This is a genomic window from Dactylosporangium siamense, from assembly GCF_016862795.1.
Classification (GTDB): Bacteria; Actinomycetota; Actinomycetes; order Mycobacteriales; family Micromonosporaceae; genus Dactylosporangium; species Dactylosporangium siamense.
This window is the reverse complement of the sequence record NZ_BONQ01000081.1, coordinates 168,577-195,498: the sequence shown is the minus strand read 5'-3', so window position 1 is coordinate 195,498 and position 26,922 is coordinate 168,577. Positions and strand designations below refer to the sequence as shown.

General features: G+C 71.6%; 25 protein-coding genes. 14 read left to right on the top strand and 11 right to left on the bottom strand.

Going from position 1 to position 26,922, the window contains the following annotated elements; all coding sequences use genetic code 11:
• The first annotated feature begins 64 nt into the window (after window positions 1-64).
• From Dsi01nite_RS26350 to Dsi01nite_RS26325, 6 genes are all read left to right on the top strand, one after another.
• Window positions 65-625: a hypothetical protein gene (locus tag Dsi01nite_RS26350; protein ID WP_203848934.1), complete on the top strand. Its 561-nt coding sequence runs from the start codon at window positions 65-67 to the stop codon at window positions 623-625.
• Complete coding sequence (locus tag Dsi01nite_RS26345; protein ID WP_203848933.1) at window positions 622-1,533, top strand: efflux RND transporter periplasmic adaptor subunit; 912 nt, start codon at window positions 622-624, stop codon at window positions 1,531-1,533. Before Dsi01nite_RS26350 ends, Dsi01nite_RS26345 begins: the two co-directional genes overlap by 4 nt.
• On the top strand, window positions 1,523-2,236 hold the full coding sequence (locus Dsi01nite_RS26340) for an ABC transporter ATP-binding protein (RefSeq protein ID WP_203848932.1): 714 nt from the start codon (window positions 1,523-1,525) through the stop codon (window positions 2,234-2,236). Before Dsi01nite_RS26345 ends, Dsi01nite_RS26340 begins: the two co-directional genes overlap by 11 nt.
• Window positions 2,236-3,510 (top strand): FtsX-like permease family protein, encoded by a 1,275-nt coding sequence (locus Dsi01nite_RS26335; RefSeq protein WP_203848931.1) that lies wholly within the window; start codon window positions 2,236-2,238, stop codon window positions 3,508-3,510. Before Dsi01nite_RS26340 ends, Dsi01nite_RS26335 begins: the two co-directional genes overlap by 1 nt.
• Before the next feature lie 91 nt (window positions 3,511-3,601).
• Window positions 3,602-4,978 carry an MFS transporter gene (locus Dsi01nite_RS26330; protein ID WP_203848930.1) on the top strand — a complete coding sequence of 459 codons (1,377 nt, stop codon included), beginning with the start codon at window positions 3,602-3,604 and terminating at the stop codon, window positions 4,976-4,978.
• A gap of 9 nt (window positions 4,979-4,987) precedes the next feature.
• Entirely contained in the window at window positions 4,988-5,200 is a 213-nt protein-coding gene (locus Dsi01nite_RS26325; protein WP_239136179.1) for a pyridoxamine 5'-phosphate oxidase family protein, read from the top strand.
• Window positions 5,201-5,258: 58 nt separating this feature from the next.
• Here Dsi01nite_RS26325 and Dsi01nite_RS26320 read toward each other — a convergent pair whose 3' ends face one another.
• Both Dsi01nite_RS26320 and Dsi01nite_RS26315 read right to left on the bottom strand, forming a co-directional pair.
• The gene (locus Dsi01nite_RS26320; protein ID WP_203848929.1) at window positions 5,259-6,503 is read right to left on the bottom strand and encodes an acyltransferase family protein; all 1,245 of its coding nucleotides are present in this window, start codon (window positions 6,501-6,503) and stop codon (window positions 5,259-5,261) included.
• Between the two features lie 150 nt (window positions 6,504-6,653).
• Complete coding sequence (locus tag Dsi01nite_RS26315) at window positions 6,654-7,070, bottom strand: hypothetical protein (protein WP_203848928.1); 417 nt, start codon at window positions 7,068-7,070, stop codon at window positions 6,654-6,656.
• Window positions 7,071-7,127: 57 nt separating this feature from the next.
• Here Dsi01nite_RS26315 and Dsi01nite_RS26310 point away from each other — a divergent pair, with 57 nt between their 5' ends.
• Window positions 7,128-7,418: a hypothetical protein gene (locus Dsi01nite_RS26310; protein ID WP_203848927.1), complete on the top strand. Its 291-nt coding sequence runs from the start codon at window positions 7,128-7,130 to the stop codon at window positions 7,416-7,418.
• An 8-nt stretch (window positions 7,419-7,426) separates the two neighbouring features.
• Here the strand turns inward: Dsi01nite_RS26310 and Dsi01nite_RS26305 are convergent, their stop codons facing one another.
• Window positions 7,427-7,987, bottom strand: a complete 561-nt coding sequence (locus Dsi01nite_RS26305) for a GrpB family protein (protein WP_203848926.1) — start codon at window positions 7,985-7,987, stop codon at window positions 7,427-7,429.
• Between the two features lie 88 nt (window positions 7,988-8,075).
• Here Dsi01nite_RS26305 and Dsi01nite_RS26300 point away from each other — a divergent pair, with 88 nt between their 5' ends.
• Window positions 8,076-9,281 (top strand): hypothetical protein, encoded by a 1,206-nt coding sequence (locus Dsi01nite_RS26300; RefSeq protein WP_203848925.1) that lies wholly within the window; start codon window positions 8,076-8,078, stop codon window positions 9,279-9,281.
• Between the two features lie 296 nt (window positions 9,282-9,577).
• Here Dsi01nite_RS26300 and Dsi01nite_RS26295 read toward each other — a convergent pair whose 3' ends face one another.
• Together Dsi01nite_RS26295 and Dsi01nite_RS26290 are read right to left on the bottom strand one after the other, a co-directional pair.
• A complete protein-coding gene (locus Dsi01nite_RS26295) occupies window positions 9,578-9,958 on the bottom strand; it encodes a VOC family protein (protein WP_203848924.1) in 381 nt (126 codons plus the stop codon).
• Window positions 9,959-10,022: 64 nt separating this feature from the next.
• Window positions 10,023-11,570 carry an MFS transporter gene (locus Dsi01nite_RS26290; protein ID WP_203848923.1) on the bottom strand — a complete coding sequence of 516 codons (1,548 nt, stop codon included), beginning with the start codon at window positions 11,568-11,570 and terminating at the stop codon, window positions 10,023-10,025.
• A gap of 105 nt (window positions 11,571-11,675) precedes the next feature.
• Here Dsi01nite_RS26290 and Dsi01nite_RS26285 point away from each other — a divergent pair, with 105 nt between their 5' ends.
• Window positions 11,676-12,491, top strand: coding sequence for a metalloregulator ArsR/SmtB family transcription factor (locus Dsi01nite_RS26285; RefSeq protein WP_203848922.1), 816 nt, complete (start codon window positions 11,676-11,678; stop codon window positions 12,489-12,491).
• On the opposite strand, the gene Dsi01nite_RS26280 is transcribed toward Dsi01nite_RS26285, so the two are convergent.
• From Dsi01nite_RS26280 to Dsi01nite_RS26265, 4 genes are all read right to left on the bottom strand, one after another.
• A complete protein-coding gene (locus tag Dsi01nite_RS26280; RefSeq protein ID WP_203848921.1) occupies window positions 12,481-13,827 on the bottom strand; it encodes an aldehyde dehydrogenase family protein in 1,347 nt (448 codons plus the stop codon). The genes Dsi01nite_RS26285 and Dsi01nite_RS26280 overlap by 11 nt on opposite strands.
• Window positions 13,824-14,381: a cupin domain-containing protein gene (locus Dsi01nite_RS26275; RefSeq protein WP_203848920.1), complete on the bottom strand. Its 558-nt coding sequence runs from the start codon at window positions 14,379-14,381 to the stop codon at window positions 13,824-13,826. The genes Dsi01nite_RS26280 and Dsi01nite_RS26275 overlap by 4 nt, the downstream gene beginning before the upstream one ends.
• A 117-nt stretch (window positions 14,382-14,498) precedes the next feature.
• Window positions 14,499-16,598 (bottom strand): AMP-binding protein, encoded by a 2,100-nt coding sequence (locus Dsi01nite_RS26270; RefSeq protein WP_203848919.1) that lies wholly within the window; start codon window positions 16,596-16,598, stop codon window positions 14,499-14,501.
• A complete protein-coding gene (locus Dsi01nite_RS26265) occupies window positions 16,591-17,820 on the bottom strand; it encodes an acyltransferase family protein (RefSeq protein ID WP_203848918.1) in 1,230 nt (409 codons plus the stop codon). The genes Dsi01nite_RS26270 and Dsi01nite_RS26265 overlap by 8 nt, the downstream gene beginning before the upstream one ends.
• Before the next feature lie 278 nt (window positions 17,821-18,098).
• Between Dsi01nite_RS26265 and Dsi01nite_RS26260 the strand changes: the two genes are divergently transcribed.
• Both Dsi01nite_RS26260 and Dsi01nite_RS26255 read left to right on the top strand, forming a co-directional pair.
• Complete coding sequence (locus Dsi01nite_RS26260; protein ID WP_203848917.1) at window positions 18,099-18,869, top strand: DUF2306 domain-containing protein; 771 nt, start codon at window positions 18,099-18,101, stop codon at window positions 18,867-18,869.
• Window positions 18,870-18,878: 9 nt separating this feature from the next.
• Complete coding sequence (locus Dsi01nite_RS26255; RefSeq protein WP_203848916.1) at window positions 18,879-20,153, top strand: glycosyltransferase; 1,275 nt, start codon at window positions 18,879-18,881, stop codon at window positions 20,151-20,153.
• 54 nt (window positions 20,154-20,207) lie between these two features.
• Here Dsi01nite_RS26255 and Dsi01nite_RS26250 read toward each other — a convergent pair whose 3' ends face one another.
• Window positions 20,208-21,422: a cytochrome P450 family protein gene (locus Dsi01nite_RS26250; protein ID WP_203848915.1), complete on the bottom strand. Its 1,215-nt coding sequence runs from the start codon at window positions 21,420-21,422 to the stop codon at window positions 20,208-20,210.
• Between the two features lie 178 nt (window positions 21,423-21,600).
• On the opposite strand from Dsi01nite_RS26250, the gene Dsi01nite_RS26245 reads away from it, so the two are divergent.
• Genes Dsi01nite_RS26245 through Dsi01nite_RS26235 form a run of 3 tightly spaced genes read left to right on the top strand, consistent with a single transcriptional unit; the run spans window position 21,601 to window position 25,701 of the window.
• Window positions 21,601-23,193, top strand: a complete 1,593-nt coding sequence (locus tag Dsi01nite_RS26245; protein WP_203848914.1) for an FAD-binding oxidoreductase — start codon at window positions 21,601-21,603, stop codon at window positions 23,191-23,193.
• The gene (locus tag Dsi01nite_RS26240) at window positions 23,193-24,332 is read left to right on the top strand and encodes an epoxide hydrolase family protein (RefSeq protein ID WP_203848913.1); all 1,140 of its coding nucleotides are present in this window, start codon (window positions 23,193-23,195) and stop codon (window positions 24,330-24,332) included. Before Dsi01nite_RS26245 ends, Dsi01nite_RS26240 begins: the two co-directional genes overlap by 1 nt.
• Complete coding sequence (locus Dsi01nite_RS26235; RefSeq protein WP_203848912.1) at window positions 24,313-25,701, top strand: FAD-dependent oxidoreductase; 1,389 nt, start codon at window positions 24,313-24,315, stop codon at window positions 25,699-25,701. The genes Dsi01nite_RS26240 and Dsi01nite_RS26235 overlap by 20 nt, the downstream gene beginning before the upstream one ends.
• A gap of 59 nt (window positions 25,702-25,760) precedes the next feature.
• Here Dsi01nite_RS26235 and Dsi01nite_RS26230 read toward each other — a convergent pair whose 3' ends face one another.
• Window positions 25,761-26,921: an epoxide hydrolase family protein gene (locus tag Dsi01nite_RS26230; RefSeq protein ID WP_203848911.1), complete on the bottom strand. Its 1,161-nt coding sequence runs from the start codon at window positions 26,919-26,921 to the stop codon at window positions 25,761-25,763.
• Between the last annotated feature and the right edge of the window lies 1 nt (window position 26,922).

The following is a 26,922-nucleotide window of genomic DNA, read 5'->3' as shown; positions in this document are numbered from 1 at the left end:
ACTGCGCCAGCCCGGACGGGACGCTGGCGCGGTGCCGTCCGGACATCTCTCGGGGGGAATTGCCATGCTCAAGCGCCGACCCGGCCTGTCCATCGCCGCGGCGATGTTCGTGCTGCTCGCCGGATGCTCCTCGAGCCCCCCGGCCAAGGGCAGCGGCAACGGCGGCAGCAACGGCAGCAGCAGCGGTCAGGACGATCCCGCCGCCGTGGCGAAGAAGAAGGAAGAGCAGGCCAATCCGTCGCGGCCGCCCGCCAACAACCGTGCCGAAGTCCTTCCGTGGGTCGAGAAGGCGCACACCAAAGTCACCTGGCCGGATCGATACAAGCTGACTCCCGACGCGATCTACACACGGTTCATGGAGCCGGCCAAGGACGTCAAGTTCGTCGAACAGGACGCCGTCGACATGGTGACCATCTGGAACGTGTGCGCCTGGACGTTGCAGCTCATCGACGACACCAAGGGCCGCAAACCGGTGGACCAGGACCTCGCCGCCCTCGGTAAGCTGGCCGACGGTGACTACAAGCAGATGCTGGATCCGATGATCAGCGAGGCGCGGCTCGGCGGCATCACGTCCGCCACCCAGTTCGCCTCCGCGAACGACTGCGGTAAGGGCTTCACGGGTTGAATCCGGCAACACTGCGGGTGGCGTTGGCCGTCCTGCTCGGCGCGGGGCTCAGCGCCGGTTGCTCCGGCCCGCAGGCGCCCACGGGCGGCCCGGCCGACGCGATCACCGCCTCCGGCTCGGGCCGGCCCGCGACGATCAGGGTCGAGCGGCGCGACATCTACTCCACGATCCGCCTCGAGGGCATCGTCGAGGCGTACGACGCCGTCCCGGTGCCGGCCGCGAAGGCGGGGAACTTCATCCCGACCCCCGGCCTCGCCAACGGGCGGCCAGTGAGTGTCGGCGACACCATCGGCAAGATCGAGGTCTGCGCGCCCGCCGCCACCCCGGCCGCCACGCCGTCTCCGGCGACCGAGGGGCCGCCGCCGTGCACGATCACCCGCACCAACGTCATCGCGCCGGTGAGCGGCCTGCTGTCCGGGTTGTACCCGCAGACCGTCGCGGCCGGCCAAACGGTCGCCGCCGTCCAGCCGCCGGGCTTCCACGCCAAACTGCCGGTCGTCGAGCCGGCGGCGCTGTTCAGCTTCCAGAACCCGCCGAAGACGGGCAAGGCCGAGCTGATCGGCGGGCCGGCCGGGTTCGTGGTGACCTACGAGAGCCTGGTGTACGTCAAGGACTCCGGCGCCGTGAACGTGTACGCGTCGATCCCGGCCGACGTCCCCGCCTTCGCCGGCCTGCGCGCCGTCGTCGTCTTCGTCACCAACGTCAAGGACAAGGTGCCGACGCTGCCGCTGTCCGCCGTCCGCGGCCGGGCCGGGTCCGGCCAGGTCGTGGTCCTCGAGCCGGACGGCCGGAAACGCACCGCGGGCGTCACGATCGGCGCCGCCGACGACGCGTACGTCGAGGTCACCGGCCTCGACCCGGCACTCGACGTGGTGCTCTACCCGCTGGAGTCCGACTTTGCCGGCTGACGACGTCGTGGTCGAGGTCGAGGGCGCCAGCAAGAGTTTCCGCCTCCCGTCCGGCGAGCACCTGCGGCTGCTCAACGGCGTCGACCTGACCGTCACGGCCGGCGACTCGGTGGCGATCCAGGGCCGGTCGGGCTCCGGCAAGTCGACGCTGCTGCGCGCGCTCGGCCTGTTCATCCCGTTCGACGAGGGTCGCCACCACATGCTCGGCGTCGACATCCGCGCCGCCGGCGACCGGCGCTGCTCGAAACTGCGGGCCCGCTCCATCGGCTTCGTGTTCCAGGACTTCCGGCTGCTGCCGAACCTCACCGCGCAGCAGAACGTCGAATACGGCTGCCTCCTGGCCGGCCTCGGCCCGCGCGAGGGGGCCAGGGCGGCCCGGGAGGCCCTCGAACGGGTCGGCCTCACGGACCGGGCCCGGTCGCGGCCCGCGCAGCTGTCCGGCGGCGAGCAGCAGCGGGTCTCCATCGCGCGGGCGCTGGTCAAGCGGCCCGACCTGGTGCTCGCCGACGAGCCGACGGGCTCGCTCGACGGCGAGACGGCCGACGTCGTCATCGAACTGCTGCTGGCCTCGGTCGCCGACCTCGGTGCGGCCCTGGTGCTGGTGACCCACGACGACGCCGTCGCCGGCCGCTGCGGGCGCCGGGTCCGGCTCGGCGGCGGCACCCTCCACGACGACGAGCCCGCCGCCGCGGGCGGTGGCTGATGCGCGTCGTCCGGCTCGGCCTGCGCGAGTTCCGGCACAACTGGCGCCGCAACTCGATCTTCGGCCTCATCCTGCTGCTCTCCATCGGCGTGCAGCTGTTCACCGCGCTGTCCGCCGAGGCCTCGAAGACCGCCGTGGAGCGGTACGGCGCGGCGGTCTTCGGCTACGCCGAGACGTACACGAGCGGGCTGGAGGAGCCGCTGAGCGTCGAGCAGCTGCGGACGTTCAACGCGCGGCTCGACGAGATCGGCCGCAGCTACCCGTGGTTCCGCCCGGCCACGTCGGTCAGCCTGAGCGCGCGCCTGCGGACCTCGCCGAGCACGAACCCCGCCGACGCGCCCACCCTGGAGCTGCGCGCGGTCACCCCGGCCTGGCGCCTCATGACGCCGGCCATCGCGGACGACGACGCGTGGCGGACCGTGATGAGCGACCAGCGGCTCGGCCCGGCGATCCTGCTGGAGTCGGCCACCGCCGAGCGCCTCCGGCTGACCACCCCGGCCGCCGTGACCGTGCTGCTCGCCGCCGAGCCGGCCGCCCGGACGGACCCCGGCCGCACGGCCCGTTCCGCGGCCACCGCCGCGCCCCCGGCGTCCCGGACCGGCGGCGGTGGGACCGGCGCCGGCATCGCGCTGCTGAACGTGCCGGTGTTCGGCACGTACAGCGAGCTCAACAAGGCCTTCACCACCGGCGGCCTGGTCAACCAGAACGTGCTCGGCCTGGCGCAGGCGACGCCGCGACCGGTCCAGATCGCCTGGCGGTGCGAGCCCACCCGCTGCTCGGACACCTACGGCCTGATCCGGACCGCCGCCCAGGTGGTCGGCGGCCGCCCCCAGGACCCCCAGCGGGTCGACAACGTCGACCAGATCCTGCCCATCCTCACCGCCCAACGGCGCGACGGGCAGCGCTTCGCGGCGATCGTGGTGCTCCTGGGCATGCTCGCGGTGGCGTTCGTGGCGACCGCCTTCATCGAGGTCCGGGCGCCGCAGTTCGCGACGCTGCGCGCGCTGGGCGCCTCCCGGTCGGCGATCGGCGCCATCGCGCTGCTGGAGAACCTCTTCACCGCCGCGACCGTCGCCGTACTGGCGGCCGGGCTCGGCCTCGCCGCCGGCTCCCTGAACCCGGACCTGTTCAACCAGATACCGCAGGTGCGGCTGGACCGGATGGAGGTGCCGGTGGCGCTGTACGCCCAGACGGTCGCGCTGACGCTGCTCATCGGCCTGCTCACCGGACTGGCGCCCGCGCTGCGCGCCTACCGGTCGGTCCGCACCACCTGACGGCTGCGCCGCATCCTGGGAGGGGCCAGGGACGCACGACAATCCATAGCTTGGTGGTGAGCTTCCTCTCACGATCCGCAAGGAGCCCACCATGGCATCACGGACGCACGAAGCACCGACCCGGCCGCCGATCGAGACCCGGACGGACCACCGGCCCGCGCCCCGCCGGGTCATCGTCGCCACGCTCATCGGCACCTCGCTGGAGTGGTACGACTTCTTCCTCTACGGCTCGGCCGCCGCCCTCGTCTTCGGCCGGCTGTTCTTCCCGTCGTTCTCCCCGCTCACCGGCACCCTGCTCGCGTTCACCACGTACGCCGTCGGGTTCGTCGCCCGGCCGCTCGGCGGCATCGTGTTCGGCCACTTCGGCGACCGGGTCGGCCGCAAGAGCGTCCTCATGACGACGCTGATCCTGATGGGCACCGCGACCCTGTTGATCGGGCTGCTGCCCACCTACGCGCAGTGGGGCGCCGCGGCGCCCGTCCTGCTCGTCGTGCTTCGGTTCCTGCAGGGGTTCGGCCTCGGCGGGGAGTGGGGCGGCGCGGTGGTGATGGCGATGGAGCACGGCGGCACCGCCCGGCGCGGGCTCAACGCGTCCTGGCCGCAGGTCGGCGTCCCGGCCGGCAACCTCCTCGCCGCCGGCGTGCTGTGGCTGCTCAACACGGTGCAGTCCGAAGCGGCCTTCGTGTCGTGGGGCTGGCGGATCCCGTTCCTGCTGTCCGGCGTGCTGGTCGTCGTCGGCCTGTGGATCCGGGTCGCGGTCACCGAGTCACCGATGTTCGCCGAGGTCACCGCGGCCGCGGCGAAGGTCCGCGCGCCGTTGCGGGCGGTGCTGGCACGGCACCCGAGGAGCCTCCTCGCCGCGATGGCCACCCGGATCGGCGTCGATGTCTCGTTCTACACGTTCACGCTGTATGTGCTGACGTACGTCACCGACACCGTCCACCTGCCCCGCAGTGCGGCGCTGAGCGCCGTGCTCATCGGCTCGGCCCTGCAACTGGCGCTCATCCCCCTGTCCGGGGTGCTGTCGGACCGGTTCGGCCGGCGCCTCGTGTTCGCGGGCGGGACCCTCCTCACGGCCGTCTGGGCGTTCGCGTTCTTCCCGCTGCTGGACACCGGCAGCCGGCCCGCGATCGTCCTCGCGGTGGTCGTCGCGCTCGTCGGCCACGCCGCCATGTACGGCCCGCAGGCCGCCTTCATCGCCGAGCTGTTCTCCACCCGGTTGCGCTACTCCGGCGCCTCGATGGGGTACCAGATCTCCGGCATCTTCGGTGGCGCCCTCGCCCCGATCGTCGCCATCAAGCTCATCGACGCCACCGGCACCACGCTGTCGGTGGCCCTCTACGTCGTCGCTGCCGCCGCGGTCACCGGGCTGGGGCTGGCGTTCGCGCCGCGTGCCGTCGCCGCCGACGCCGCGGCCGCGGCCGCCTCAGCCGAGCGGCCAGCCAACGGTCCGGACCTGCCCCGGTAGGCTCGCGCGATGATCGTGACGCTGAGTGCCAACGCCCGAGCGCTCGTCGACGGCCCGAACATCGCGGTGCTGGGCACCCTCAACCCGGACGGCGGGCCGCAGACCTCCGTCGTCTGGGTCCTGCGGGACGGCGACGACCTGCTGGTCTCGACGCAGGCCGGCCGGCGCAAGGAGAAGAACCTGCTGACGCCCGACCGGGTGCTCGGACACTCGGCGCAATAGCCTCCGCCGCCGTCCGGGATCCCTGGACAGGCATCCCGAACGGCGGCGGTCGGTCGGATCAGTTGACCGGTGTTTGCGTCTGACGGGCGTCGCGGCCGGCCTCGTGGTGTTCCGCCTGGCGGGCGTCGCGGCCTTCCGTGGGACCGTCCGGGACCGCGTTGCGTTCGGCCCGGCTCGTGGCGAACCGGCGGTACACGGGCTTCTCGACCGCCACGTGCAGCAGCCACGCGAGTGCGAAGGTGACGACCAGGGCGAGCACCATGATGCCGAACCCGATCGCGGTGGTCCGGGCGGCCGGGAACAGCCTGCCGATGTTGCTGAGCACGGTCAGGTGCACGATGTAGAACGCGAACGAGACGTTGCCCAGGAACACCATGGTCGGCCGGCTGGCCAGCGACGGCCGACCGGCGACGTCGGAGGTGGCGGCGTTGGCCACGAGCACCGCGACCGGGATCAGCGTGATCGCGATCCGACCGTACAGGTTGCCCTGGTTGTACATGGCGACGACGTAGCCGGCGGCCAGGACGGCCCAGGCGATCCACGACGGGAGCCGGAACCAGCGGCCGGCCAGCACGATGCGGGCCAGCACGATGCCCAGCGCGAATTCGGCCATCCTGGTCACCGGGAACCGCTCGACGAACCAGGAGGCGGCCTCGGAGACCGGCGGCCCGTAGGGCATCACCGGCTGGGCCGGCAGCAGCGACGTGAGCACCGGGAAGAGGAAGACGGCGGCGACGATGCCGGCCGCCCAGTAGTACAGGCGCGCCGGTGCGATCTTGCGGATCAGCAGGATGAGCAGCGGGAAGCAGAGGTAGAAGAACATCTCGCAGGCGAGCGTCCAGCTGACCCCGTTGACGCCGGTGGCGACGATGAAGCTCGGTGTCCAGGTCTGGACGAGCAGCGCGACCCGGACGACGTCGTGCAACTGGGTGTAGTCGCTGACCAGCACCATCACGCCGACGGCCAGCAGGAGACCGGCCCAGTGGTTCGGGTAGATGCGGACCGCGCGGCGCCGCCAGAACGACACCGGCGTGTCCTTCGGGCGGGCCGACCAGGTCAGCACGAATCCACTGAGGACGAAGAAGAAGGACACGCCGAGGCTGCCGGCCGGGGCGAGGATGAACTGGATCGGTTTCATGGTGGCCGACGGCGCGAAGATGCCGGGCAGCGTCACGGCATGATAGAGGAAGACGCCCAGCGCGGCCCACCATCGCAGTCCGGTGAGCGCGGGTATCCTCGCGAGGACCTTGGCGTCCTTGCGATTGGTCGGCACATCCAGGTCGTCGACTCGTGCGGTAACCATGGCCGCCTCCAGCCCAGGGTGAGGTGAATGCTCACCTGATCCTGACCTGGACCGCAGACGGCCGACGTATTCCAGCGTGCGGACTCTTCACATCGACGTCGAGCTCGACAGTGACCTCCCGAGCATCACCAGCCGTCATAAGCCGCTGCATCACCGCGGTGCTACACCGACGGTATCCCGACCCGCAGCCGCGCGCCGTTGCCGCCATCGGCGCCGCCATGACCACGGCCTCAGCAGGGCGAGGCCGACGAGGAACGCGACAGCGGACCCGGCGAGGATCTTGGCGTACGGTTTCCACTCCGGGCTGCCGGTCGCCGGGTAGATCTGCGCGAGGCCTCCGGTGTCGCGGGCCGGGATGGACTCGCCGGCGGTCGCGCCCTGCGGAAGTCTCCCGTCCAGCTGCATCCGGTGCCGCACCACCGTGCCGTCGTCGCTGACGAAGTCGCCGAACCAGCCGCAGCGTTGCTGCGGCGGCGGCAACCGGTCGCACGAGATCGGTTCGGTCAGGGTTTCCCCGGGCGATGAGGACGCCCCATCGAACTTGACGCATCCCCGTATGGTGGCCATGCCGCATCGTGGTTCCGTCGACTCGTTCAGGAAAGTCGCCCGGCCTATGGAGGCGTTGTGACGTTCGACGACGTGTTCTGGTACATCGTCATATTCTTGTTCGTCTTCGGCGGCAGCACCGCCGGGTTCGTCAAGCATCTCCAGTCCCGCCGGCACGAGTTCAAATTGGCGATGGCCAAGGAGAAGGCCAAGTTGGAGCAGGCAAAGGCGAAGCTGGCTGAGGAGCAGAACCGGCAGAGCGCGCTGGAGGTGCGAAAGGCCGAGCTGGAGATCGAACGCTATGACCGGCGGATCCCGGGCATGTTCTCGGTTCCACTCACAGACAACGGCGTGGACGAGGCGCCGTAGCCGAATGCTCAGCGGGGATCGCCAGGATCCAGCGTGTTGATCACGGCGGTGGCGGGACGTGGGGCCAGCGTGACGCCGGCGGAGGCGAGCACCCGTGCAACGAAGTCCCGTTTGTCTGCGGTGTACCCGTCAACGACGTCGTGTGATTCCGCCAAGCTGAGCTTCAACGCCTGGTACTCCTGGCGAAGTGCGGGGTCACCGCGCAATGCGTCACGGAAGGCGAGCCGCTCGCGCCACAGGTCGCTGCCAGGTTCGGTCAGGTGCAGGTGGTGGGTGTGCTCGGCCGAGCGCGTCGCCGTCCGGTAGAACCAGTAGGCCCGTGGGCGGTGCGGCGCGTGCACGTATCCGTGCTCAGCCAGCACCCCGATGGCCGGCGCCGCGCCGGCCAGGTCCCGGACGCCGGCCACGATGTCGATGATGGGCTTGGCCGCCAGACCCGGCACGGCCGTCGAACCGACGTGGTGTACCCCACCTATCAGCCAAGGAGCCAGCGCCTCCTCCAACACGGCACGTTCCCGCCCGAAGCGCGACGGCCAGTCCGGGTCGTACGCCACCACGGTGATCGGCATACATCCCAGGCTGCCACATCACCGACGGGCGGCAGCGTCGCCGTACACTCGCGGCGGTCACGCACGCGACCAGACGGGGGAACCAACGATGACCGTGCCCGTAACCGACCTGCCGGACCCGCGCGACCTGTGGGCCGAGCCGGCCCTGCTGGCCGCACTGACCGCCGGCCGACCATCCAGCAGCCTGCCGGGTTACGACGTCACCGCCGACGGGCTGCGGATGCGCGACATCGGCAACGGCTGGTGGGGGCTGCTGCCCGTGACCGGCGGCCGAGCGGTGCTCTACGGGCTGGACCTGGACAACAGCGAGATCGAGATGTGCCGGGAGCCGGTCGATCTGCTCGCGGGCGGCCCGGCGTGGCTGCCGTGGTCCTGGCTCCAGGCGCTGCTCGCCGGTGCCGAACCGGTCGGCTTCGTGTACTGGTGGGACGGCGCCGGGTGGAGCCGCGCCCCGTACCCGGCGGAACTGCGCGAAGACGGATGCCAGTTCCTGCTCGCGGACTCGGAGAGAGCCCTCGCCGAGGCGGCCGAGCAGCTCACCACCGACCCGGCCGGCGGCCGGCAGCTGCTGGCCCGCCTGCGCGACGCGGCCCGGGACCGCGCCGCCGACCTGGCCCTGTTCACCGCCGTGGAACAGGCCCGCACGGCCACGCGCGAACCGGCGATCGACCCGGACACCGCCCTCGCGGCGGCGGGCCGGGCCGGGCTGGCACCGGGCAGCACCTGGCCCGAACACCCCGCCGGCGACGGCGAACCGGCCGGGCGCACGGTGCCGTTCAGCGGCCCCGACCAGCAGGCCGGCCTCGTCGAGCGGGTCATGCGCGACGCGCCGGAACAGCCCCGGCCGGCGACCGGCGGCGACGCGCTGCGGGACCTCGCGGCACAGCTGCGCACCGACGGCGTCGACGTCCTGACCGTGCAGTGGGGCCCGCACTACCGCACCGCGTTTCGCACCGAGTCCGGCCAGCAGGTCACCGGCCCGCTCGCCGACCTCGTGACGGCGCTCCGCGAGGCCGACGCCGCCCCCGACTCGGGGCGCTGGCTCTACCTGCGCATCGACGCCACCGGACCCGACGCGGTGGTGCAGCGGGCCTACGACCACGCTCCCAGCTGGTGGCAGCCGCCCTACCCCACCGTCAGCCTGGCGTTGCTGCGCGAGGAGACGGCCGCCCGCACCGAACGCTGGCGCCCGCTCTGGACCGCGCTGCTCGACGAGTCCCTGGCCGTGACGGGCGTCCCGCCGCATCTCTGCCGGGTCGCCCCGGCGTCCCCGTCCGCGGCCCGCCAGGGCTGAGACCGGCGTCCTTACCGGCTATGCGGTCCAGCGGGCGCGCAGGACTCCGTCGGAGTCGGGAAGCACGGCGGTCATCAGGGGGCGGCGTTGCTCGGCGTACACCGGCATGGCTGTCGCAGCAGCGGCGTCCGCCAGTCGCACGCGTGCTGCGGGCCGGTCGGACCCATCGATGAGCCGGCTGGTGATCCGGCCATCATGGCAGAACCCGTCGATCACCCGGCGGTGATCCCGCCGCCGGCCCGGACGCTTCCCAGCCTCCAGGCAACGACGGCGCGATCACCGGCCGGTGTGGACGCTCAGTCGGTTTCCTGGGTGATGGACAGGGTGTTGCCGGACGGGTCGTTGAACCAGGCCGCGTAGTGCCCCGGCGCGTGGTGGATCGACTGGTCGTCCAGCTCCAGCCCGTCGGGACGTTCGAACCGGACGCCACGGGCGCCCAGCTCCTTCACCGTGGCGCGGATGTCCTCGACGGTGAAGGTGAGCAGCGTGAAGGACGCGGGCGTATGGTCCTCCTTGCCGTAGAGCATGGCCTCCACGCCGCCGGCGAGGTTCATCCGGAGCAGCCCGCCGTTGTACTCCTCGGTGACGTCGAGGCCGAGGGTCTCGCCGTAGAACTTCTTCGCCTGCGCGATGTCGAAGACCGAGTAGGTGGCCTTCGCGGGACTCTTGCCCAACATGGTGTGCTCCATTCCTCGGTGGTGCCCTGATGACTCAACGTTTCCCTGATGACTCAACGTTTCCCTAATGGCTCAACGTTGAACGCTTCTCGGCGGGTGCGTCGGGGGCGGTGGCGCGCTCGCGCAGGGCCAGCACGGCCAGCACCGCCAGGCCGAGCACCAGCACGGCACTCACGAGCGCGGTCAGGTGCAGGCCGTCGGTGAAGGCGACCCGCGCCGCCTCCATCAGCGTCCGCCCGGCCGGATCCGGCAGGCTCCCGGCCACCACGGCGGCGTCGGTGATGCTGGCGCGCGCCTTGTCCAGCGCCTCGGCCGGCACGTCGCCGCCGGCGGTCAGCTGCCGGGCATACCAGCCGGTCCCGACACTGCCGAGCACCGCGATCCCCAGGGCGATGCCCAGGTCGCCGCTGGTCTGCACGATCGCGGCGGCGGAGCCGGCCCGCTCGGGCGGCACCGCGCCGAGCACGACGTTGTTGGCCAGCGCGCCGACCAGGCCGATGCCGAAGAACACGACTGTGGCGCCGCCGATCAGCAGTCCCAGGCCGTTGACGGGGGTCTGGGTCATGGTGGCGTAGCCGACCGCGGCGATGATCAGGCCCGCGGTGATCACGGTGCCCGGCTGCACCTTCTGGGCCAGTGCCGGCGCGGCCATCGACCCCACGACCATGCCCATCGCGGGCGCGATGCCCCACAGCCCGGCCGATAGGGGGCTGAGCCCCTGCACCACCTGCAGGTCGAGGTTGGTCAACAGCATGACGCCGCCCTGGGTGCCGACCGCGAACAGCAGGACCACCAGGGCCGCGCTGAACGCGGGCTTGCGGAACAGCGTGAGGTCCAGCAGCGGGTCGGTCAGCCGGCTCTGCCGGCGGATGAACAGCGCACCCAGGACCACACCGACCACAATGGACAGGATGGGCACGACGGAGAGCCCTGTGCGCACGGATTCCTTGATGCCGTAGATGATCGGCAGCACCGCGCCGAGCGACAGCACCACGCTGAGCGGATCCAGGGTGCTGGCGTTCTCGTCGCGGAACTCCGGCAGCAGGAACGGTCCCGCCGCCAGGAGCAGCACCATGACCGGCACGCCGAGCAGGAACACCGAGCCCCACCAGAACGACTGCAGCATGAGTCCGCCGACCACCGGCCCGAACGCGGCGCCGCCCATGAAGCAGCTGACATACACGGCCACGCCGACCGCGCGCTGTTTCGTGTCGGTGAAGATGTTGCTGATCAGGGCCAGCGTCGACGGCGCCAGGGTTGCCCCGGCGACGCCCATGAGCGCCCGCGCCGCGATCAGCATCCAGACCGTCGTGGAGAACGCGGCCAGCGCCGAGGCGACGGCGAAGCCGAACGCGCCGATGAACAGCAGCTTGCGGCGGCCGATCCGGTCGCCCAGCCGGCCGGCGGTGATGAGGAACCCGGAGACCAGGAAGCCGTAGATGTCGCTGATCCACAGCTGCTCCGTGCTGGTCGCGGAGAGGTCCTCACTGAGCCGCGGCAGGGCCAGGCTCAGCACGCTCAGATCGATGGCCAGCAGGAGGGCGGGCAGGGCCAGCACCGCCAGCCCGAGCCATTTGCGCCGGTCGGCGGCGCCGGTGTCGTGATCGTTCATGAGGTGCCTCGCAATCTTTGGTCGAATCAACCTGCTCAGCGCACCCGTACCCAACACTTAAGCACTTACTTGACTATCGGCGCAACCGGACCTACCCTCGAACGTGTGACCAGTGCTCCCGAGCCGTCGCTGGACCAGGTGTTCCAGGCGATCTCGGATCCGACCCGCCGGGGACTGGTGGAGATCCTGATCCGTGGTCCGGCCAGCGTCAGCAGCCTCGCCCGGCCGTTCGACATGACCTTGTCCGCGGTGATGCAGCACCTGCAGGTCCTCATCGACAGCGGACTGGTGACGACCGAGAAGGTCGGCCGGGTCCGCACCTGCCGGATCGACGTCACCGCGTTGCGGCGCGCCGAGGCCTGGCTCTCCGGTCAGCGCACGGTCTGGGAGCACCGGCTGGACCGTCTCGATCTGCTGCTCTCCACACCCACACCATCCGATCGCACTGGGAGGCCCGACATGACCGATCGATCTGTGCTCGTCTCGTCGTTCGCCATCGAGCGGACGTATCCCGCCGGCCCGGACCGGGTGTTCGCCGCCTGGGCCGACCCGCGCTCCAAGGCGCGCTGGTTCGCCGGGACGAACGCCGAGCATCACGAGCTCGACTTCCGTCCCGGCGGCGTGGAGGTGACCCGCGGGAAGAATCCCGAGGGCAAACCGCTGACCTTCGAATCGCGCTATCACGACATAGTGCCCGCGGAGCGCATCGTCTACTCCTCGGCGCTGCTGGTCGAGCGGAACCCGGTGACCATCTCGGTCACCACCGTGCAGTTCCAGCCCACCGACGGCGGCACGACGCTGCTGCTCACCGAGCAGGACACCTTCCTCGACGGCCATGAGCAGCCCGAGTGGCGCGAGAGCGGCACGAACGGCTGGCTCACCGCGCTCATGCACGAGCTGGCCGCCACCGTTACTCCGTGACCTTGACGGTGACCGTCTTCGGGCGCTGATATTCGTGCAGCGCCAGCACGCTGAGGTCGGTCCCGGTCCCGGAGTCGCCCCGGCCGCCGTGCGGAAGCTCGGCGGTCTGGGCGAGGTGGCAGTTCACCCAGACCTCACCCGCGTCGATCCCGGCGGCGACCCGCAGGGCCCGGCGCACGTCGCGGCTCCACACGCTGGCGGCGAGGGCCTGCGGCACGCTGTTGGCCATGGCGACGGCCTGCCCGATGTCCTCGGCGCACTGCACGGTCAGGACCGGGCCGAACAGCTCCTCCAGCACGGCCGGGTCGTCCTCGGGCAGATCGGACAGCACGGCCGCCGCCCGCCAGTATCCGTCCCGCTCGTCGGGGCCGACCCGGACCGTGCCCTCCGTGACGTGACCGGCCCGGCTCTCCGCCCGGATCCGGTCGAGCCGCCCGGCCTGCTCGGCGCTGTTCATCGGCCCGAAGTCCACGCCGGAGACCCGCTCGGCCATCGCCGCACCGAGCCGGTCCACGGCCTCGGCATAGTTGTCCCGCAGGGTGATCACCCGGGCCGGGGCCGCGCAGCTCTGACCGGCGTTGTAGACGGCCGCCGCGGCCAGCGCCGACCAGGTGTCCCCGGGCGCGTCCGGCAGCAGCACCACCGGGCAGTTGCCGCCCAGTTCGAGGCTCAGGCGACGGACGCCGGCGCGGGCCGACACGTCCAGGCCACCGCGGAGACTACCGGTGAAGGCGACCGCGTCCACATCGGACCCGACCAGCAGCTGCCCGGTCGACCGGTCGCCGGGCACGACCTGCACCACCGCGTCGCCCAGCGCCTCGGCCGCGTCCTCGGCCAGCCGCAGCGCGGAGTCCGGCGTGGTCTCGGCCGGCTTCAGCACCACGACGTTTCCGGTGGCCAGCGCCGGGGCGCACCGCCAGGCGGCCATCATCAGCGGATAGTTCCACGGCACAACCACCCCGACCACGCCGAGGGGCTCCCACCGGACCCAGCTCTCGTGCCCGTCGATCAGCTGCCCACCGGCCGGTGCCAGCGCGGCCCGGGCGGCCTGGGCGAAATACCGGAAGAGGTCCACGACCTCGTCGACCTCGCCGGCCGCCTCGGCCAGGGGCTTGCCGGTGCCGGCCCGCTCCCGGGCCACGTAGTCGTCGTGGTGGGCGACGATGAGGTCGGCCAGCCGGTCCAGGCGGCGGGCCCGGTCCCGGCCGGACAGCGCCCGCCAGGCCGGCGCGGCCGTCGCCGCGGCGGCGACGGCCTTGTCGACCTCTGGCGCGCGGGACAGCGTCGCCTCGCCCCGGCGGACCCCCGTGCGGGGGTCGGTCAGCGGCGAGGTCATCCCTCGTCACCGCCGACGCAGCCCTGGCACGGGCAGTGCTCGCAGTCCACGTCGTGCAGCCGCGCCGGCGCGAGGGCCTGCCGGTCGCAGATCATGCAGGTGAGGTCGCCGAACGGGGTGACGACCTCCTCGTAGGGCACCGGCGCCATCCGGTCCTCGGCGTCGATCGGCTTGTGCGGGGAGCCGACCGCGATGATCACGTGGTCGGTGATCGCGCCGACGGCGTGTGGGACCTCGCCCTCGACCAGGTAGGTCTGGCCGGCGTGGGTCTCGTGGACGCGCCCGGCGTAGGTGATGGTGCCGCTGCCAGCGACCACGGTCAGGACGTGGTGGCCGGGGTGGGTGTGCGGCTGGAAGCCGGCCCCGGCCGGGAGCCGGATCACGTCGGCGCCGACAGCGCCGTTGGTGACCAGACCCTCTCCGGTGGCGTCCCGGGCGCCGTGCAGCGAGACGGGCCGTTCCGAGTGTTCGAGCCGCAGGTCGGTGTGGTCCTCGTGCACCTCGGCCTTGGCCCAGGTGACGATCTCCAGATCCGGCGTCGTGTGATTGTCCATGTCGGCCTCCGGGTTTGACTGCGAAAGGGGGTGCCTACGAGAGGCGGTGTCTGCGAAAGGGGGTGTCTGCGAGAGGGGGTGTCTGCGAGAGGGTGCCTACGAGCGGAGTGGGTCGGCTCAGCGGCGGGCCCAGACGACGCCGCCGAGATCGTGGCGCCCGGCCCGCAGGACGGACAGTCCGCGGTCGCGCAGGCCCGCCCCGGCCAGCAGCGACAACCACTGCCAGCGGCTGCGGAAGCCGCCACGGTCCCACCAGCCGTCCCAGAGCGAGAAGAGGTGGTCCAGGGCCCACGGGGTCTCGTCGGGCAGCGTCGGGCTGGCGCCCTCGGCGAGGAAGATCCGCCCGCCGTCGACCAGCAGCGACCGCAGCGTGGCGAGCGTCCGCGCGGGATCGTCGACGCAGTGCAGCACGTTGGTCGCGAAGATGGTGTCGAAGCGGCCCAGACCGGCCGGCGGTGCCGCGTCGAGGTCGTAGACGACGCCCCGGCCCGGCCACCGCCCACGCTCCACCATCTCGGGCAGCCGGTCCGACCAGACGAGCTCGCCGTCGATCCGGTCGGCGACCAGCGACGTGGTGTTGCCGACGCCGGTGCCCAGCTCCAGCACCCGCCCGTTCAGGGCACCGCCGGCCTGCAGGACCTCGGCCATCAGCTGGGCATGGTCGCCCATCGGCCACTCGGTCATCAGCCGTCGCCACAGCCCGTGGTGCGCCCGCATGAGCGCCTCTCCCCCGGTCGTGCCGTCGGCGATCGACGGCCACGCCTCGACCAGCGCGTCCAGCGCGTCGTGGGCGGCGGTGCGCAGGAACGACCGGGTGGTCACCGGCGTGGTGTGGGCGGCGACCAGCGCCTCGATCTGCTCGTAGATGTGCTTGGCCTGCGGGCAGGTGGGGTGATGCGGGCCGGACAGCACCGCCCGCGCGGAGGTGGCCGCGTAGTCGAGCAGTTCCTCGTAGCGGCGGCCGCTGTCCCGGCGCACCGCGAGCTGCCTGCCCATCAGGGTGCGCCGCGGCTTGCCGACCGACGTGGTCACCAGGCCGCCGGACTGCACGACCGCCGGGCGGATGCCGCCCCCGGACAGCAACGGCCGGACCGACTCGATGTCCTGACCGGCCAGGACGAGCCCGATCTCCTGCCCCAGCGACGGCTCGGCCACCGGCACCGCGGTGCCCACCCGCCGCCAGCGTTCCTCGAGGTCGGCCGGCTGGTACTTCTCGCCGCCCCGGTTGATCGTCTCGGCCCGGCGGCCGCGCAGAACGAGATATCCGTCGCGCAGGTCGCCGAGGTCGCCGGTGCGCAGCCAGCCGTCGCGGGTGAGTGTCCGCGACGTGGTCTTCGGGTCCTCCCAGTAGCCGTCCATGAGCTCCGGCGAGCGCAGCCAGACCTCGCCGCGCTCGATGCGGACCTCGGTGTCCGGGACCGGCACGCCCACCGGGGGCACCCGCTCGACGCACTCGCGGACGAAGTCGGCGTCGTCCAGCAACGGCATCAGGGTGCTGAAGTTGATCGACTCGGTGAGGCCGAAGCCCTGCCGGATCCGGGGCCCGTACCGGCGGTGGAACCGGGCGGCCACGTCGCGCGACAGCGGCGCGGCGGCGGTGATGAGGTAGTCGAGGGACTCCGGCCACTCGGGACCGGTCTCCACCAGGTCGGACAGCAGCGCCGGCACGATCGAGGCGGTCCGCGCGCCGCCCTCGCGCAGGGCGTCGAAGTACGCGGCCGGGTCCGACCACTCGTGCAGGACCAGCGGACTGCCGGTGAGATGGGTGCCGTACAGCGACATCACCAGCGCGTTGCAGTGAAACAGCGGCAGGCAGGTGCCGTGCGGCCGCTGCGGGGTGATGCCGTGCAGCTCCGCGGTCTTGCGGGCGTTGCCCAGCACGGCGCGCCGGCTGAGCTTCACGCCCTTCGGCCGGCCGGTCGACCCGGACGTGAACATGATCAGGGCGAGGCCCGCGGCCTCGGGATGGTCCGGGCGGCCCGGCAGCTCGGTCACCTCGACCGGCCGGCCGGACCGGCCGGAGACGATTCGCGAGGCCGAGACGCGCCGGGCCAGCTCGGCCACCTCCTCGTCGCCCGCGCCCGGATGCACCGGCACGGCGACCAGCTCGGCGTCCAGGCAGGCGAGGAGCAGCGCGGCGAGCGGCTCGCTGCCGGCCTGGCGGATGACGACGCGGGCGCCCTTGTCCAGGCCCGCGAGGGCGTCGGTCTCAGGCACGTCGACCACCGTCCTTCCCCGCCGCCACGCCGACCGGCTCGGCGCGGGTTGCGGGCACGGGCCGCCCGTACTGGTCGACCTCCTTGACGGACTCGCGCTCGGCGGACTCGCGCCCGGACAGGTCCGCCTCCGGTGCGGGTGTGCGCCCGGTGGGGTCCGACGGCGAGAACTTCCGGACCAGGGGCCGCTCGACGAGCGCGAACAGCGCCCACGACAGCCCGACGGTCAGGGCCAGCATCAGCAGGATCATCCCGGTGGCGCTCAGCCAGTTCCACTGGATGTTCTTGGCGAACCCCGGGATGAACACCTCGAGGATGATGCGATGCAGCAGATAGAAGGCGTACGCGATGGCGCCCAGCCAGAGCATCCAGGGATGGCCCAGGAACGACCGCTGCCCTTCGACGTCGCGCTGGGTCAGCGCCACCGTCACCAGGATCATCGGCACGGCCGAGATCGCGACGATCCCGTACCAGTTGATCGGCAGGAAGATGCTGATCGTGTAGGTGACGAAGAGGAACGGCAGGACGGCCTTCAGGCTCATCTTCGGCCACAGTCCATGCAGGATGATCCGCGCGGCCAGGCTGCCGGCGAGGCACTCCAGCGCCCGGGTGGCCGGCGAGTTGTAGACGAACCACCACTGCCAGGCCGAGGTCGGCGCGCCGATGAGCTGCGGCGGCAGCATAGGCTCGAACGGCAGCAGCTGCGCGATGAACGGCACCGCGATGATGAGCCCGACCACGCCGGCCAGCCAGTACCACAGCCGGTCGACCCGGATCCGGTTCAGCAGCCACAGCCAGGCCGGGAACAGCAGCAGGAAGAACGCGTCGACCGACAGCGACCAGCTGACCGCGTTGATGCCGATGTTGATGTACGGGTTCGGCGACCACGACTGCACCAGGAACAACGAGGGCAGCACACCGGTCGCGCCGTCACGGAACGACCAGAGGTTCGTGAAGTCCAGCAGCACCAACATGATGAGGAACGTGACGAAGTGGTTCGGGTACAGCTTCACGATGCGGCGGAACCAGAACCGTCCTGGGCCGTCGGCCGGCCGGGCCGACCAGGTCAGCACGAAACCGGTGAGGATGAAGAAGAACGACAGGGCCAGGGCACCGACGTTGCGCGTCGCGAACGGCACGCGCTGGTCGAAGGTGCCCGGCGGGAACATGAAGGGCCCGGTGGCGTGGTAGAGGAACACCCCGAACGCGCCGATGAAGCGCATGCCCGTCAGTGATGGGAGCCGTTCCCGCGACAGCCTGAAGCTCCCGGATCGATCATCACTAGCTATCGACATCGTCGGCCTTTCCAGAAGGGGCCTCCTGCCGGGGACCGGGGTACTGGCGACTTCATCCTCACGACGCCCACCCCGCACCCGCATCTTCGGTATTGCCGTGGGCCGATCACGACGCAGCAATCCGGAAGACGCTCCCGTCGTGCCGTGCGTGAAACGCTGAACGGCGAAGTCCGACCCGCCAACCGGGAATCGATGGGAGTCGACTCGTGACACAGCACGCACAGATCACCCGAGTGGCCGGCAGACGGCCCGGAGTCGACGCCGAGCCGGCACCGCCCACCAACCACGACCGCCGGCCGCGGGTGCGCCCGGGCGTGGTCCTGGTCGCGCTGTTCGTCGCGGCGTTCCTCATCGACACGCTGCCGCCGTATCTCGGTCTCGACCCGGCCAAGTCGCGGATCGTGCTGCGCCCCGACTTCGCCGGGCACTACACGCTGCTGATCCTGCACATCGCCGCCGGCACGATCGCGCTGTCGACGCTGTGCCTGCAGCTGTGGCCCTGGCTGCGCCGGACCCATCCGAAGGTGCACCGCACCGTCGGGCGCATCTACGTGTTCGGCGGCGCGCTGCCGTCGGCGCTGCTGGCGCTGGCCATCATGCCGCTGACCCACGGCTGGAGCGCCAACATGGGCATCACGTTCCACGCCGTGCTCTGGTTCGCGGTCACCGCGATCGGCTTCTGGCACGCCAAGCACCACCGCTACGCCCTGCACCGCCGGTTCATGCTCTACAGCGTCGCGCTGGCGCTGGGCATCCTCTGGGGCCGCGCCACGGTGAACCTGTACCTGTTGCTGCCGGTCAAGTTCGACGTCGGCTACGTCTTCGAGATGGCCCGTTGGGGCGGCTGGTTCATCAACCTGCTCGTCGTGCAGTGGTGGCTGGAGCGCACCGACAAGCGCAACGGTGTGCAGCACACGCTGCCCGCCGAGGACCAGGACGCCATCGACGAGCGGGCCGTGCCCGTCGGGGACCGGTGAGGTGGCGCCGTGCGCATCCTCTTCGTCACCGCGCCGTTCCGGTCGCACCTGTACGTCCAGGTGCCCCTCGCCTCGGCCCTGTACACGGCGGGCCACGACGTCAGGGTGGCCGCGTCACCGGAGATGGCCGCGAACATCGCCGCCACCGGCCTGACCGGGGTGCCGATCGGGCCGACGGTGCCGCTGGACACCGAGATGAACGCCGCCGCGCAGGACCTCGCGGTGCTGCACCTGACGCCGGACCGCAAGAAGGCCCACCAGCGCGACTACGCCGAGGAAGACCCGGCCGCCGAGCTGGCCGCCAGCATCGCGGGGATCCGGCGGCTGTTCAACCCCGACGGCGCGATCCACGACCTGGTCGCCTTCGCCGACCGCTGGCGGCCCGACCTGGTGGTCTGGGACCCGTTCGTCTACTCGGGATCGGTGGCCGCCGCGACCAGCGGCGCCGCCAGCGCCCGGCTGCTCTTCGGCTCCGACGGCTACGGCCAGCTGCGCACGGCGATCCGGGGCTCGACCCCGGGCCCGCTGCGGGACGACCCGGTGCGCGACTGGCTGGCGCCGATCCTGCGCGGCTACGGCCGCGACTACGACGAGCGCACCGCGGTCGGCGACTGCACGATCTTCCCGATGCCGTCGTGGGTCTGGCGCCCGGAGGGCGTCAACCACCTCACGATGCGGCACGTGCCCTACCACGGCCCGTCGATCGTCGAGCCGTGGCTCTCCGAGGACCTCGACCGGCGGCGGATCTGCGTGTCGCTCGGCCTGTCCCACCGCGACACCGCGTTCGGGTTCGAGCTGCAGGCCGGTGTCATGTTCGACGCCGTGGCCGACCTGGACGTCGAGGTCGTGGCCACGCTCAGCGCGAAGCAGGTGGCCGGGCTGCCACGCCTGCCCGACAACGTGCGGGTCGTCGAGTTCGCACCGCTGAACGTCCTGCTGCCCACCTGCTCGGCGATCGTCCACAGTGGAGGCGCGGGCACGTTCGCGGCCGCCGTCAAGCACGCCGTGCCGCAGCTCATCGTGCCCAACACCTACTTCAGCGAGAAGTGGTGGGGGCCCCTGGCGATGGCCAACGGCGTCGAGGAACAGGGCGCCGGCATCTACGCCGGCGACGCCGACCAGCTCACCGCCGACGGGCTACGGGCCGATCTGCTCCGGGTGCTCGACGACGGGTCGTTCGCGGCCAACGCCCGCCGGCTGAGCGCCGGCACCCGCAGCCTGCCCACCCCGAACGAGGTCGTGCCGCTGCTGCAGGACCTGGTGCTGCGGCACCGGGAACGCTGACTGAACCGGCCCCGTCGCCCCCTTCGGGGCGGCGGGGCCGTCGCGCGGACCGGGTCACTGCAGGCGCACCGGCACGGTGTCGAGGCCGTTCATGATGAACGTGCCCTGGGGGCGCAGGTCCTCGGCGTCGACCGCCAGGGTGATCCCCGGGAACCGCTCGAACAGGGCCGGCAGCGCCACCTGCGCCTCCAGCCGGGCCAGCGACTGGCCGATGCACCGGTAGATGCCCGCCCCGAAGGACAGGTTGTCCTTGTCCGGTCGGGTGACGTCGAACTCGGCCGGGCCCTCGTGCGCGCCCGGGTCACGGCCCACCGCCGCGAAGTTGATGAGCACGGGATCCCCCTTGGCGATCGTCACCCCGCCCACCGTGACGTCCTCCACCGCGAAGCGGAACGGCAGGTGCGCCACGGGCGCCTCCGCGCGCAGGGTCTCGTCGATGAGGTCGTCCCAGGACGCCGAACCGTCCTCGACCAGCTTGCGCTGATCGGGCCGGGTCAGCAGCGCCGCGACCGCGTTGCCGATGAGGTTCTTCACCGGCTCGGTGCCGGTGGCCAGCATGATGTGCAACGTCCCGACGATCTCGTCCGGGCTCAACCCGTCCGGCTGGTCCATGGTGGCGATCAGGTCCGAGGTCAGGTCGGTGCCGGGAGCACGGCGCTTGGCCTCGACGAAGTCGAGCATCTGCTGGTGCCAGCGCGCGAAGTTGGCCGCCGACTCCTCGGGGCTGATCGTGGTGTCGGAGTTGACCTCACCGCCGCGCAGCATCTCCAGCCGGTCCTCCTCGGGCACACCGAACAGCTCGCAGATGACCCGCGACGGCAGCGTGTGCGCGAAGCGGGACTTGATGTCGACGACCTCACCCGGGGCGCCCGCGGCCAGCTCGTCCAGCAGGGCGGCGGTGTGCTGCTCGACCCGGGGCCGCATGGCCTCGACCCGGCGCGGGGTGAAGGCGTTGGCGCACGGCTTGCGCAGCCGGCTGTGGTCGGTGCCGTAGGCGGTGGTCAGGTTCTCCATCAGCACCCAGCCGATCAGCGGGAAGTCCTCGCCGACCTTCCCGGCCAGGAAGTCGTCCCAGTGCTTGCGCGGGTCCTTGGAGAAGCGCCGATCGGTGAGCACGGCCGAGGCCGCGTCGTGACCGGTGACCGACCAGGCGAGGACCCCGCCCGGCAGCTCGATCCGGCTGATCGGCCCGTTGGCGTGGATTCGGCTCCCCTCGGCGTGGATGTCGTGCCCGTTGGGGTCGATCACGACAGGACATCTCGGTTCCATGAGTACCTCCATGCACAGGCGTAATTGCCCGAGCGTATCGACGGGAACCGCTACGGCGGTTCCTCGAACGTGCGGCGTTGCCCGCGACAACTGGGCACGTTTGAAGTGGAGCCTGATCGCATTCGCGGAAATGATTGCGTCGAGTGACTCCGATCATCAGTGAGGGAGAGCCTCCGATATGGACCGGCGTAAACTTCTGGCCGGAGCGGCGCTCAGCGGCGTCGCTCTCGGTTCGTCCGGCCTCGCGACGGGGACCAGCGCGGCGAGTGCCGCAGTGCCGGCACCGTCCGACCCGCCCTTCGGCCCGGCCACCATCGCCCCCGGCGACCCCCGGTACGACAGCTTCCGCACGGCCTTCAACACCCGTTTCGTCGGCAGCCCCGGCAAGGTCGTCGTCATCGACGATCCGGCTCAGGTGGCCACGGTCCTCGCCGGCGCGGCGGGCCGCACCTTCGCCGTCCGCGGCGGCGGGCACTGCCTGGAGAACTTCACCGCGGCGCCGGGCATCGACCTGCTGCTCGACCTGTCGGAGATGAACGACATCTCCTACGACGCGGCGATGGGAGCCTTCGCGGTCGAGGCCGGCGCCACCCTCGGCGAGGTGTACGCGACCCTGTTCAAGGGGTGGGGCGTGACCCTGCCCGGCGGGTCCTGCCCGGAGGTCGGCGTCGGCGGGCACCTGGCCGGCGGCGGCTGGGGCTTCCTGTCCCGCCGCTACGGACTGGCCTGCGACCACCTGTACGCGGTCGAGGTCACCGTCCTCGACGCGAACGGGCGGCCGCGGACCGTGGTGGCCACCCGCGAACCCGACGACCCGAACCGTGACCTGTGGTGGGCGCACACCGGCGGCGGAGGCGGCAACTTCGGCGTGGTGACCCGGTACTGGCTGCGCTCGGCCGGCCCGGCCGCCAAGGACCCCCGCGCGCTGCTGCCCAAGGCGCCACGGGCGATGCGGCGGAGAATCCGGATGTGGTCCTGGGACACCATGACACCGGCCGCCTTCACCCGGCTGCTACACAACCACGCCGACTGGTTCACCAGGAACAGCGCTCCCGGCAGCCCCGCCGCCACGGTCTGGGGTGCGCTCTTCGTCGGCCACCGGTCGTCGGGGACGCTCGGCATCGTGGCCGGCGTCGACGACGACGTGCCGGGCGCCACGCAGCTGCTCGACGCGCACCTCTCGGCGGTCTCGGCCGGGGTCGGCCTCACGCCGGTGCTCGAGACGACCGAGCAACTGCCGTGGCTCGACCCCGCCAACTGGGTCGTGGAGCCCGCGGGCCGGCAGAAGGTGAAGAACGCCGACCTGGCCAAGGGTTTCACCGACGCGCAGATCGCGGCGCTGTGGAAGCACCTCGGCTCGACGGACTACGACAACCCTCAGGCGTTGCTGAGCCTCACCGGCTGCGGCGGCGAGATCAACCGCCCGGCGCCGGGGTCGACCGCGACGGCCGGCCGGGACGTGCTGCTGCGGGCCTACTTCACCACCGGCAACTACACCACCCCCGACGACGGCAACCTGAAGTGGATCCGGACCATGTACCGCGACGTCTTCGCCGCGACCGGCGGTGTGCCGGTGCCGAACGGGCAGACCGCCGGGACGTACATCAACTACCCGGACGTCGACCTGGCCGACCCGGCCTGGAACACCTCGGGTGTGCCGTGGTCGACGCTCTACTACCGCGACAACTACGCGCGCCTGCAACGGGTGAAGCGGCAGTACGACCCGCGAAACCTGTTCCACCACGCGCTGTCGATCGAAGCAGGTGCGTGATGGAACCGTTCAAGATCGATGTCGACCCGGCGGAGCTCGCCGACCTGCACCGGCGCATCGCCGGCACCCGGTGGGTGCGGCAGGCCGGCGGGGACGACTGGGATCGCGGCGTGCCCGAGGCCTACCTGCGGGAGCTTGCCGAGCACTGGCTCCACAGGTACGACTGGTCCGCCGCCCAGGACGAGCTCAACCGGCTCCCCCAGTACCTGACCGGGATCGACGGCGCGACCGTCCACTTCGTACACTCCCCCTCGTCGGCGCCGGACGCGGTCCCGATCCTCATCACCTCCGGCTGGCCCGGCTCGCTCGCGGAGTTCCTCGACGTCGTCGGGCCGCTGAACGCCGAAGGCTTCCACGTGGTCATCGCGTCGATCCCGGGGTACGGGTTCTCGACGCCCCTGACCGAACCGGGTTGGGACATCCCACGGGTCGCGCGGGCCTGGCTCGAGCTGATGGACCGGCTCGGCTACGAGCGGTTCGTGGTCCAAGGCGGTGACTGGGGTTCGTTCATCTCCCTGGACATCGCGCGCATCGCACCGGAACGGGTCCTCGGCGCGCACGTCAACTTCCTGGCCGTGTTCCCGTCCGGAGACCTGGAGGAGTTGGCCGGGCTCGACGACGAGGACCGGCAGCGGCTGGCCGGCCTCGGGCGGTTCGACGCCGACGGCATGGGCTACCTCAAGCTGCTGTCGACGCGGCCGCGGACCCCGGCGTACGGGCTGAACGACTCGCCGGTCGGGCTGCTGGCCTGGATCGCCGAGAAGTACGTCGAATGGTCCGGGCCGGGCGCCGGGACGATCGACCGGGACCGGCTGCTGACCACCGTCATGCTCTACTGGCTGCCCGGCGCGATCGGCTCCTCGGCGCAGATGTACTACGAGGTGGAGCGGCTGCAGCGGGCGGCGGACGGCCCGCCGCCGGCGGTCACCGTCCCGATCGGCGTCGCGGTGTTCCCGTGCGACTGCTTCCTGCCCGTGCGGAAACTGGCCGAGCGGGCGTATCCGAGCATCACCCGCTGGGACGAACACGACCGCGGCGGCCACTTCCCCGCGCTCGAGGTCCCGGAACTGTACGTGCGGTCAGTCGTCGACTTCGCCCGCACCCTAGGAGGGCAGACCGTTGAACACACACGTGGGTGAGCAGGCCGTCGTGCTCGGCGGTGGCATCGCCGGGCTCCTGGCGGCCAAGGTGCTCGCACCGGCGTTCACCAGCGTCGTGCTAGTGGACCGCGACGACCTGATCGGTGCGAGCGCCGCACGCCGCGGCGTCCCGCACGGCCGGCACGCGCACGGGCTCGTGGCGCGGGGCCACCAGATCCTGGAGGCACAGTTCCCGGGGCTCACCGACCAGATGGTCGCCGCGGGCGTGAAACCGGGCGACTTCAACGGCGACATCCGCTGGTACATCAACGGCGCCCGGCTGCAGCCGTCGACGTCGGGGCTGCTGTCGGTCCCGGCGACGCGTCCCGTGCTCGAGGAGCAGCTCCGCCTGCGGGTCCAGCAGATCCCCAACCTGACCTTCCTGCAACGGCACGACATCCTCGGCCTGGCCACCACCGCGGACAGCGCCCGCGTGACCGGGGTGCGCGTGCAGCCCCGCGACGACGCTCAGGAGCCGCGCATACTGCGGGCCGACCTGGTGATCGACACGACCGGGCGGGGCTCACGCACACCGGCGTGGCTCGACGAACTCGGATACGGCCGGCCGCCGGAGGAGCGGGTCAGGATCGACCTGGCGTACACCACCCGGCACTTCCGGCTCGACCACGACCCCTTCGGCGACGACCTGGCCATCATCCCCGCGCCGACGCCGCAGCATCCCCGGGGCGCGTTCTTCTACCGGGTCCCGGGCGAGGGCAAGGTCGAGCTCTCGCTGACCGGGATGCTCGGTGACCACCCGCCGACGGACCCCGAGGGGTTCCTGGAGTTCGCCCGCTCGCTGCCGGTGCCGCAGATCTACGAGGCCGTCCGGGACGCCGAGCCGCTCGACGAGCCGGTGATGTTCCGGTTCCCGGCCAGCGTGTGGCGGCACTACGAGCGGATGCCGCGCTTCCCGGCCGGCCTGCTGGTCATGGGCGACGCCGTCTGCAGCTTCAACCCGTTGTACGCGCAGGGCATGACGGTGGCGGCGATCGAGTCGCTCACCCTCGCCAAGCACCTGCGACGCGGCCTGCCGCAGCCGCTGGCCTTCCTGCGCGACATCGCCGGGGACATCGGCCAGCCGTGGGCGTTGTCGGCCGGGGCCGACCTCGCCTACGCCGGCGTCGAGGGACGGCGGACCCTCAAGACGAAGGTCATCAACGCCTACGTGGCCCGCCTCCAGCTCGCCGCGGTGCACGACGCGGTGCTCACCAACGCCTTCATCCGGGCGGCCGGCCTCATCGACCCGCCCCAGGCGCTGCTGCACCCCCGCAACCTTCTGCGCGTGCTGCGCTCGTTCTTCAGCGGCACCGCCGGCAGCCCGTCCCCCGCCGTGCCGCCGGTGCCCGCCCGGTCCGCGAGCAACTGACCTGCGGACACACGATCGCCGGGCCCGAATTTCGGGCCCGGCGATCGTTGTCCGCGGCGTCAGTTGTCGAGCGAGCGCGCGAACGCCCGCAGATCCTCCGCCAGCTCCTCGGGGTGTTCGAGCGCGCCGAAGTGGCCGCCCCGCTCGAACTCGGTCCACCGGTGCAGCGTCGGCAGGATCCCCTCGGCGAAGCGGCGGATCGGGCGCACGGCGTCGCCGGGGAAGACCCCGACGCCGACCGGCATGCGCAGCGGCCACGGGCCGCCCCACGTGCGGACGAAGTCGGCGTCACGGTGGTTGTTCTCGTAGTAGATCTGCGCCGACGACCCGGCCGTGGCGGTCAGCCAGTAGATCATCACGTTGGTCAGCAGGCGGTCCCGGTCGGCGGTGTCCTCCGGTGTCTTCGACGCCGCCGTCCACTCCTGGAACTTCTCCACGATCCAGGCGAGCTGCCCGACCGGGGAATCGGTCAACGCGTAGGCGACGGTCTGCGGCCTGGTCGACTGCAGCTTGCGCCACCCGGTGCCGTCCTCCTCGAACTGCATCGCGTGCGCGAGCCGGCCCTGATCGGCCTCGTCCAGGCCCTCGAACAGGGCCGGGTCCTCGGGCGGGAAGGTGGCCAGCATGTTGACGTGCACGCCGGCGACGTGCTCCGGGTCGGCCAGGCCGACCTGCAGCGAGATGGGCATCCCCCAGTCGCCGCCCTGGGCGATGTAGCGGTCGTAGCCCAGCTGCCGCATCAGTTCGGTCCAGGTGCGGGCCACCCGGCGCACGTCGTAGCCGGGTGTGGTCGGCGACTCGGAGAAGCCGAACCCGGGGATGCTCGGGACGACCACGTGGAACGCGTCGGCCGGGTCGCCGCCGTGGGCCGCCGGGTCGCTCAGCGGTCCGATGAGGTCCAGGAACTCCACGAACGAGCCCGGCCACCCGTGCGTCAGGATGATGGGCGTCGCGTCCGGCTCCGGGGAGCGCACGTGCAGGAAGTGCACGGTCATGCCGTCGATTTCGGTCAGGTACTGGGGGTGCTGGTTCAGTTCGGCCTCGGCCGCCCGCCAGTCGTAGCCGGTCCGCCAGTATCCGGTCAGCTCACGCAGGTAGCTCAGCGGGACGCCGCGGTCCCAGCCGACGCCGGCGATCTCCGACGGCCAGCGGACCGCGTCGAGCCGCCGGTGCAGCTCGTCGAGCTCGGCTTGCGGGACATCGATGCGGAAGGGACGCATA

Excerpts from the sequence above, each read along its gene's own strand:
- Dsi01nite_RS26275 (WP_203848920.1), bottom strand. The coding sequence starts at position 14,381 with ATGGACAATCACACGACGCCGGATCTGGAGATCGTCACCTGGGCCAAG.
- Dsi01nite_RS26250 (WP_203848915.1), bottom strand. The coding sequence starts at position 21,422 with ATGGAACCGAGATGTCCTGTCGTGATCGACCCCAACGGGCACGACATC.
- Dsi01nite_RS26295 (WP_203848924.1), bottom strand. The coding sequence starts at position 9,958 with ATGTTGGGCAAGAGTCCCGCGAAGGCCACCTACTCGGTCTTCGACATC.
- Dsi01nite_RS26230 (WP_203848911.1), bottom strand. The coding sequence starts at position 26,921 with ATGCGTCCCTTCCGCATCGATGTCCCGCAAGCCGAGCTCGACGAGCTG.
- Dsi01nite_RS26315 (WP_203848928.1), bottom strand. The coding sequence starts at position 7,070 with ATGGCCACCATACGGGGATGCGTCAAGTTCGATGGGGCGTCCTCATCG.
- Dsi01nite_RS26240 (WP_203848913.1), top strand. The coding sequence starts at position 23,193 with ATGGAACCGTTCAAGATCGATGTCGACCCGGCGGAGCTCGCCGACCTG.
- Dsi01nite_RS26265 (WP_203848918.1), bottom strand. The coding sequence starts at position 17,820 with ATGCGCTTCATCGGCGCGTTCGGGGTGTTCCTCTACCACGCCACCGGG.
- Dsi01nite_RS26300 (WP_203848925.1), top strand. The coding sequence starts at position 8,076 with ATGACCGTGCCCGTAACCGACCTGCCGGACCCGCGCGACCTGTGGGCC.
- Dsi01nite_RS26290 (WP_203848923.1), bottom strand. The coding sequence starts at position 11,570 with ATGAACGATCACGACACCGGCGCCGCCGACCGGCGCAAATGGCTCGGG.
- Dsi01nite_RS26320 (WP_203848929.1), bottom strand. The coding sequence starts at position 6,503 with ATGGTTACCGCACGAGTCGACGACCTGGATGTGCCGACCAATCGCAAG.
- Dsi01nite_RS26330 (WP_203848930.1), top strand. The coding sequence starts at position 3,602 with ATGGCATCACGGACGCACGAAGCACCGACCCGGCCGCCGATCGAGACC.
- Dsi01nite_RS26325 (WP_239136179.1), top strand. The coding sequence starts at position 4,988 with ATGATCGTGACGCTGAGTGCCAACGCCCGAGCGCTCGTCGACGGCCCG.
- Dsi01nite_RS26280 (WP_203848921.1), bottom strand. The coding sequence starts at position 13,827 with ATGACCTCGCCGCTGACCGACCCCCGCACGGGGGTCCGCCGGGGCGAG.
- Dsi01nite_RS26245 (WP_203848914.1), top strand. The coding sequence starts at position 21,601 with ATGGACCGGCGTAAACTTCTGGCCGGAGCGGCGCTCAGCGGCGTCGCT.
- Dsi01nite_RS26305 (WP_203848926.1), bottom strand. The coding sequence starts at position 7,987 with ATGCCGATCACCGTGGTGGCGTACGACCCGGACTGGCCGTCGCGCTTC.
- Dsi01nite_RS26335 (WP_203848931.1), top strand. The coding sequence starts at position 2,236 with ATGCGCGTCGTCCGGCTCGGCCTGCGCGAGTTCCGGCACAACTGGCGC.
- Dsi01nite_RS26350 (WP_203848934.1), top strand. The coding sequence starts at position 65 with ATGCTCAAGCGCCGACCCGGCCTGTCCATCGCCGCGGCGATGTTCGTG.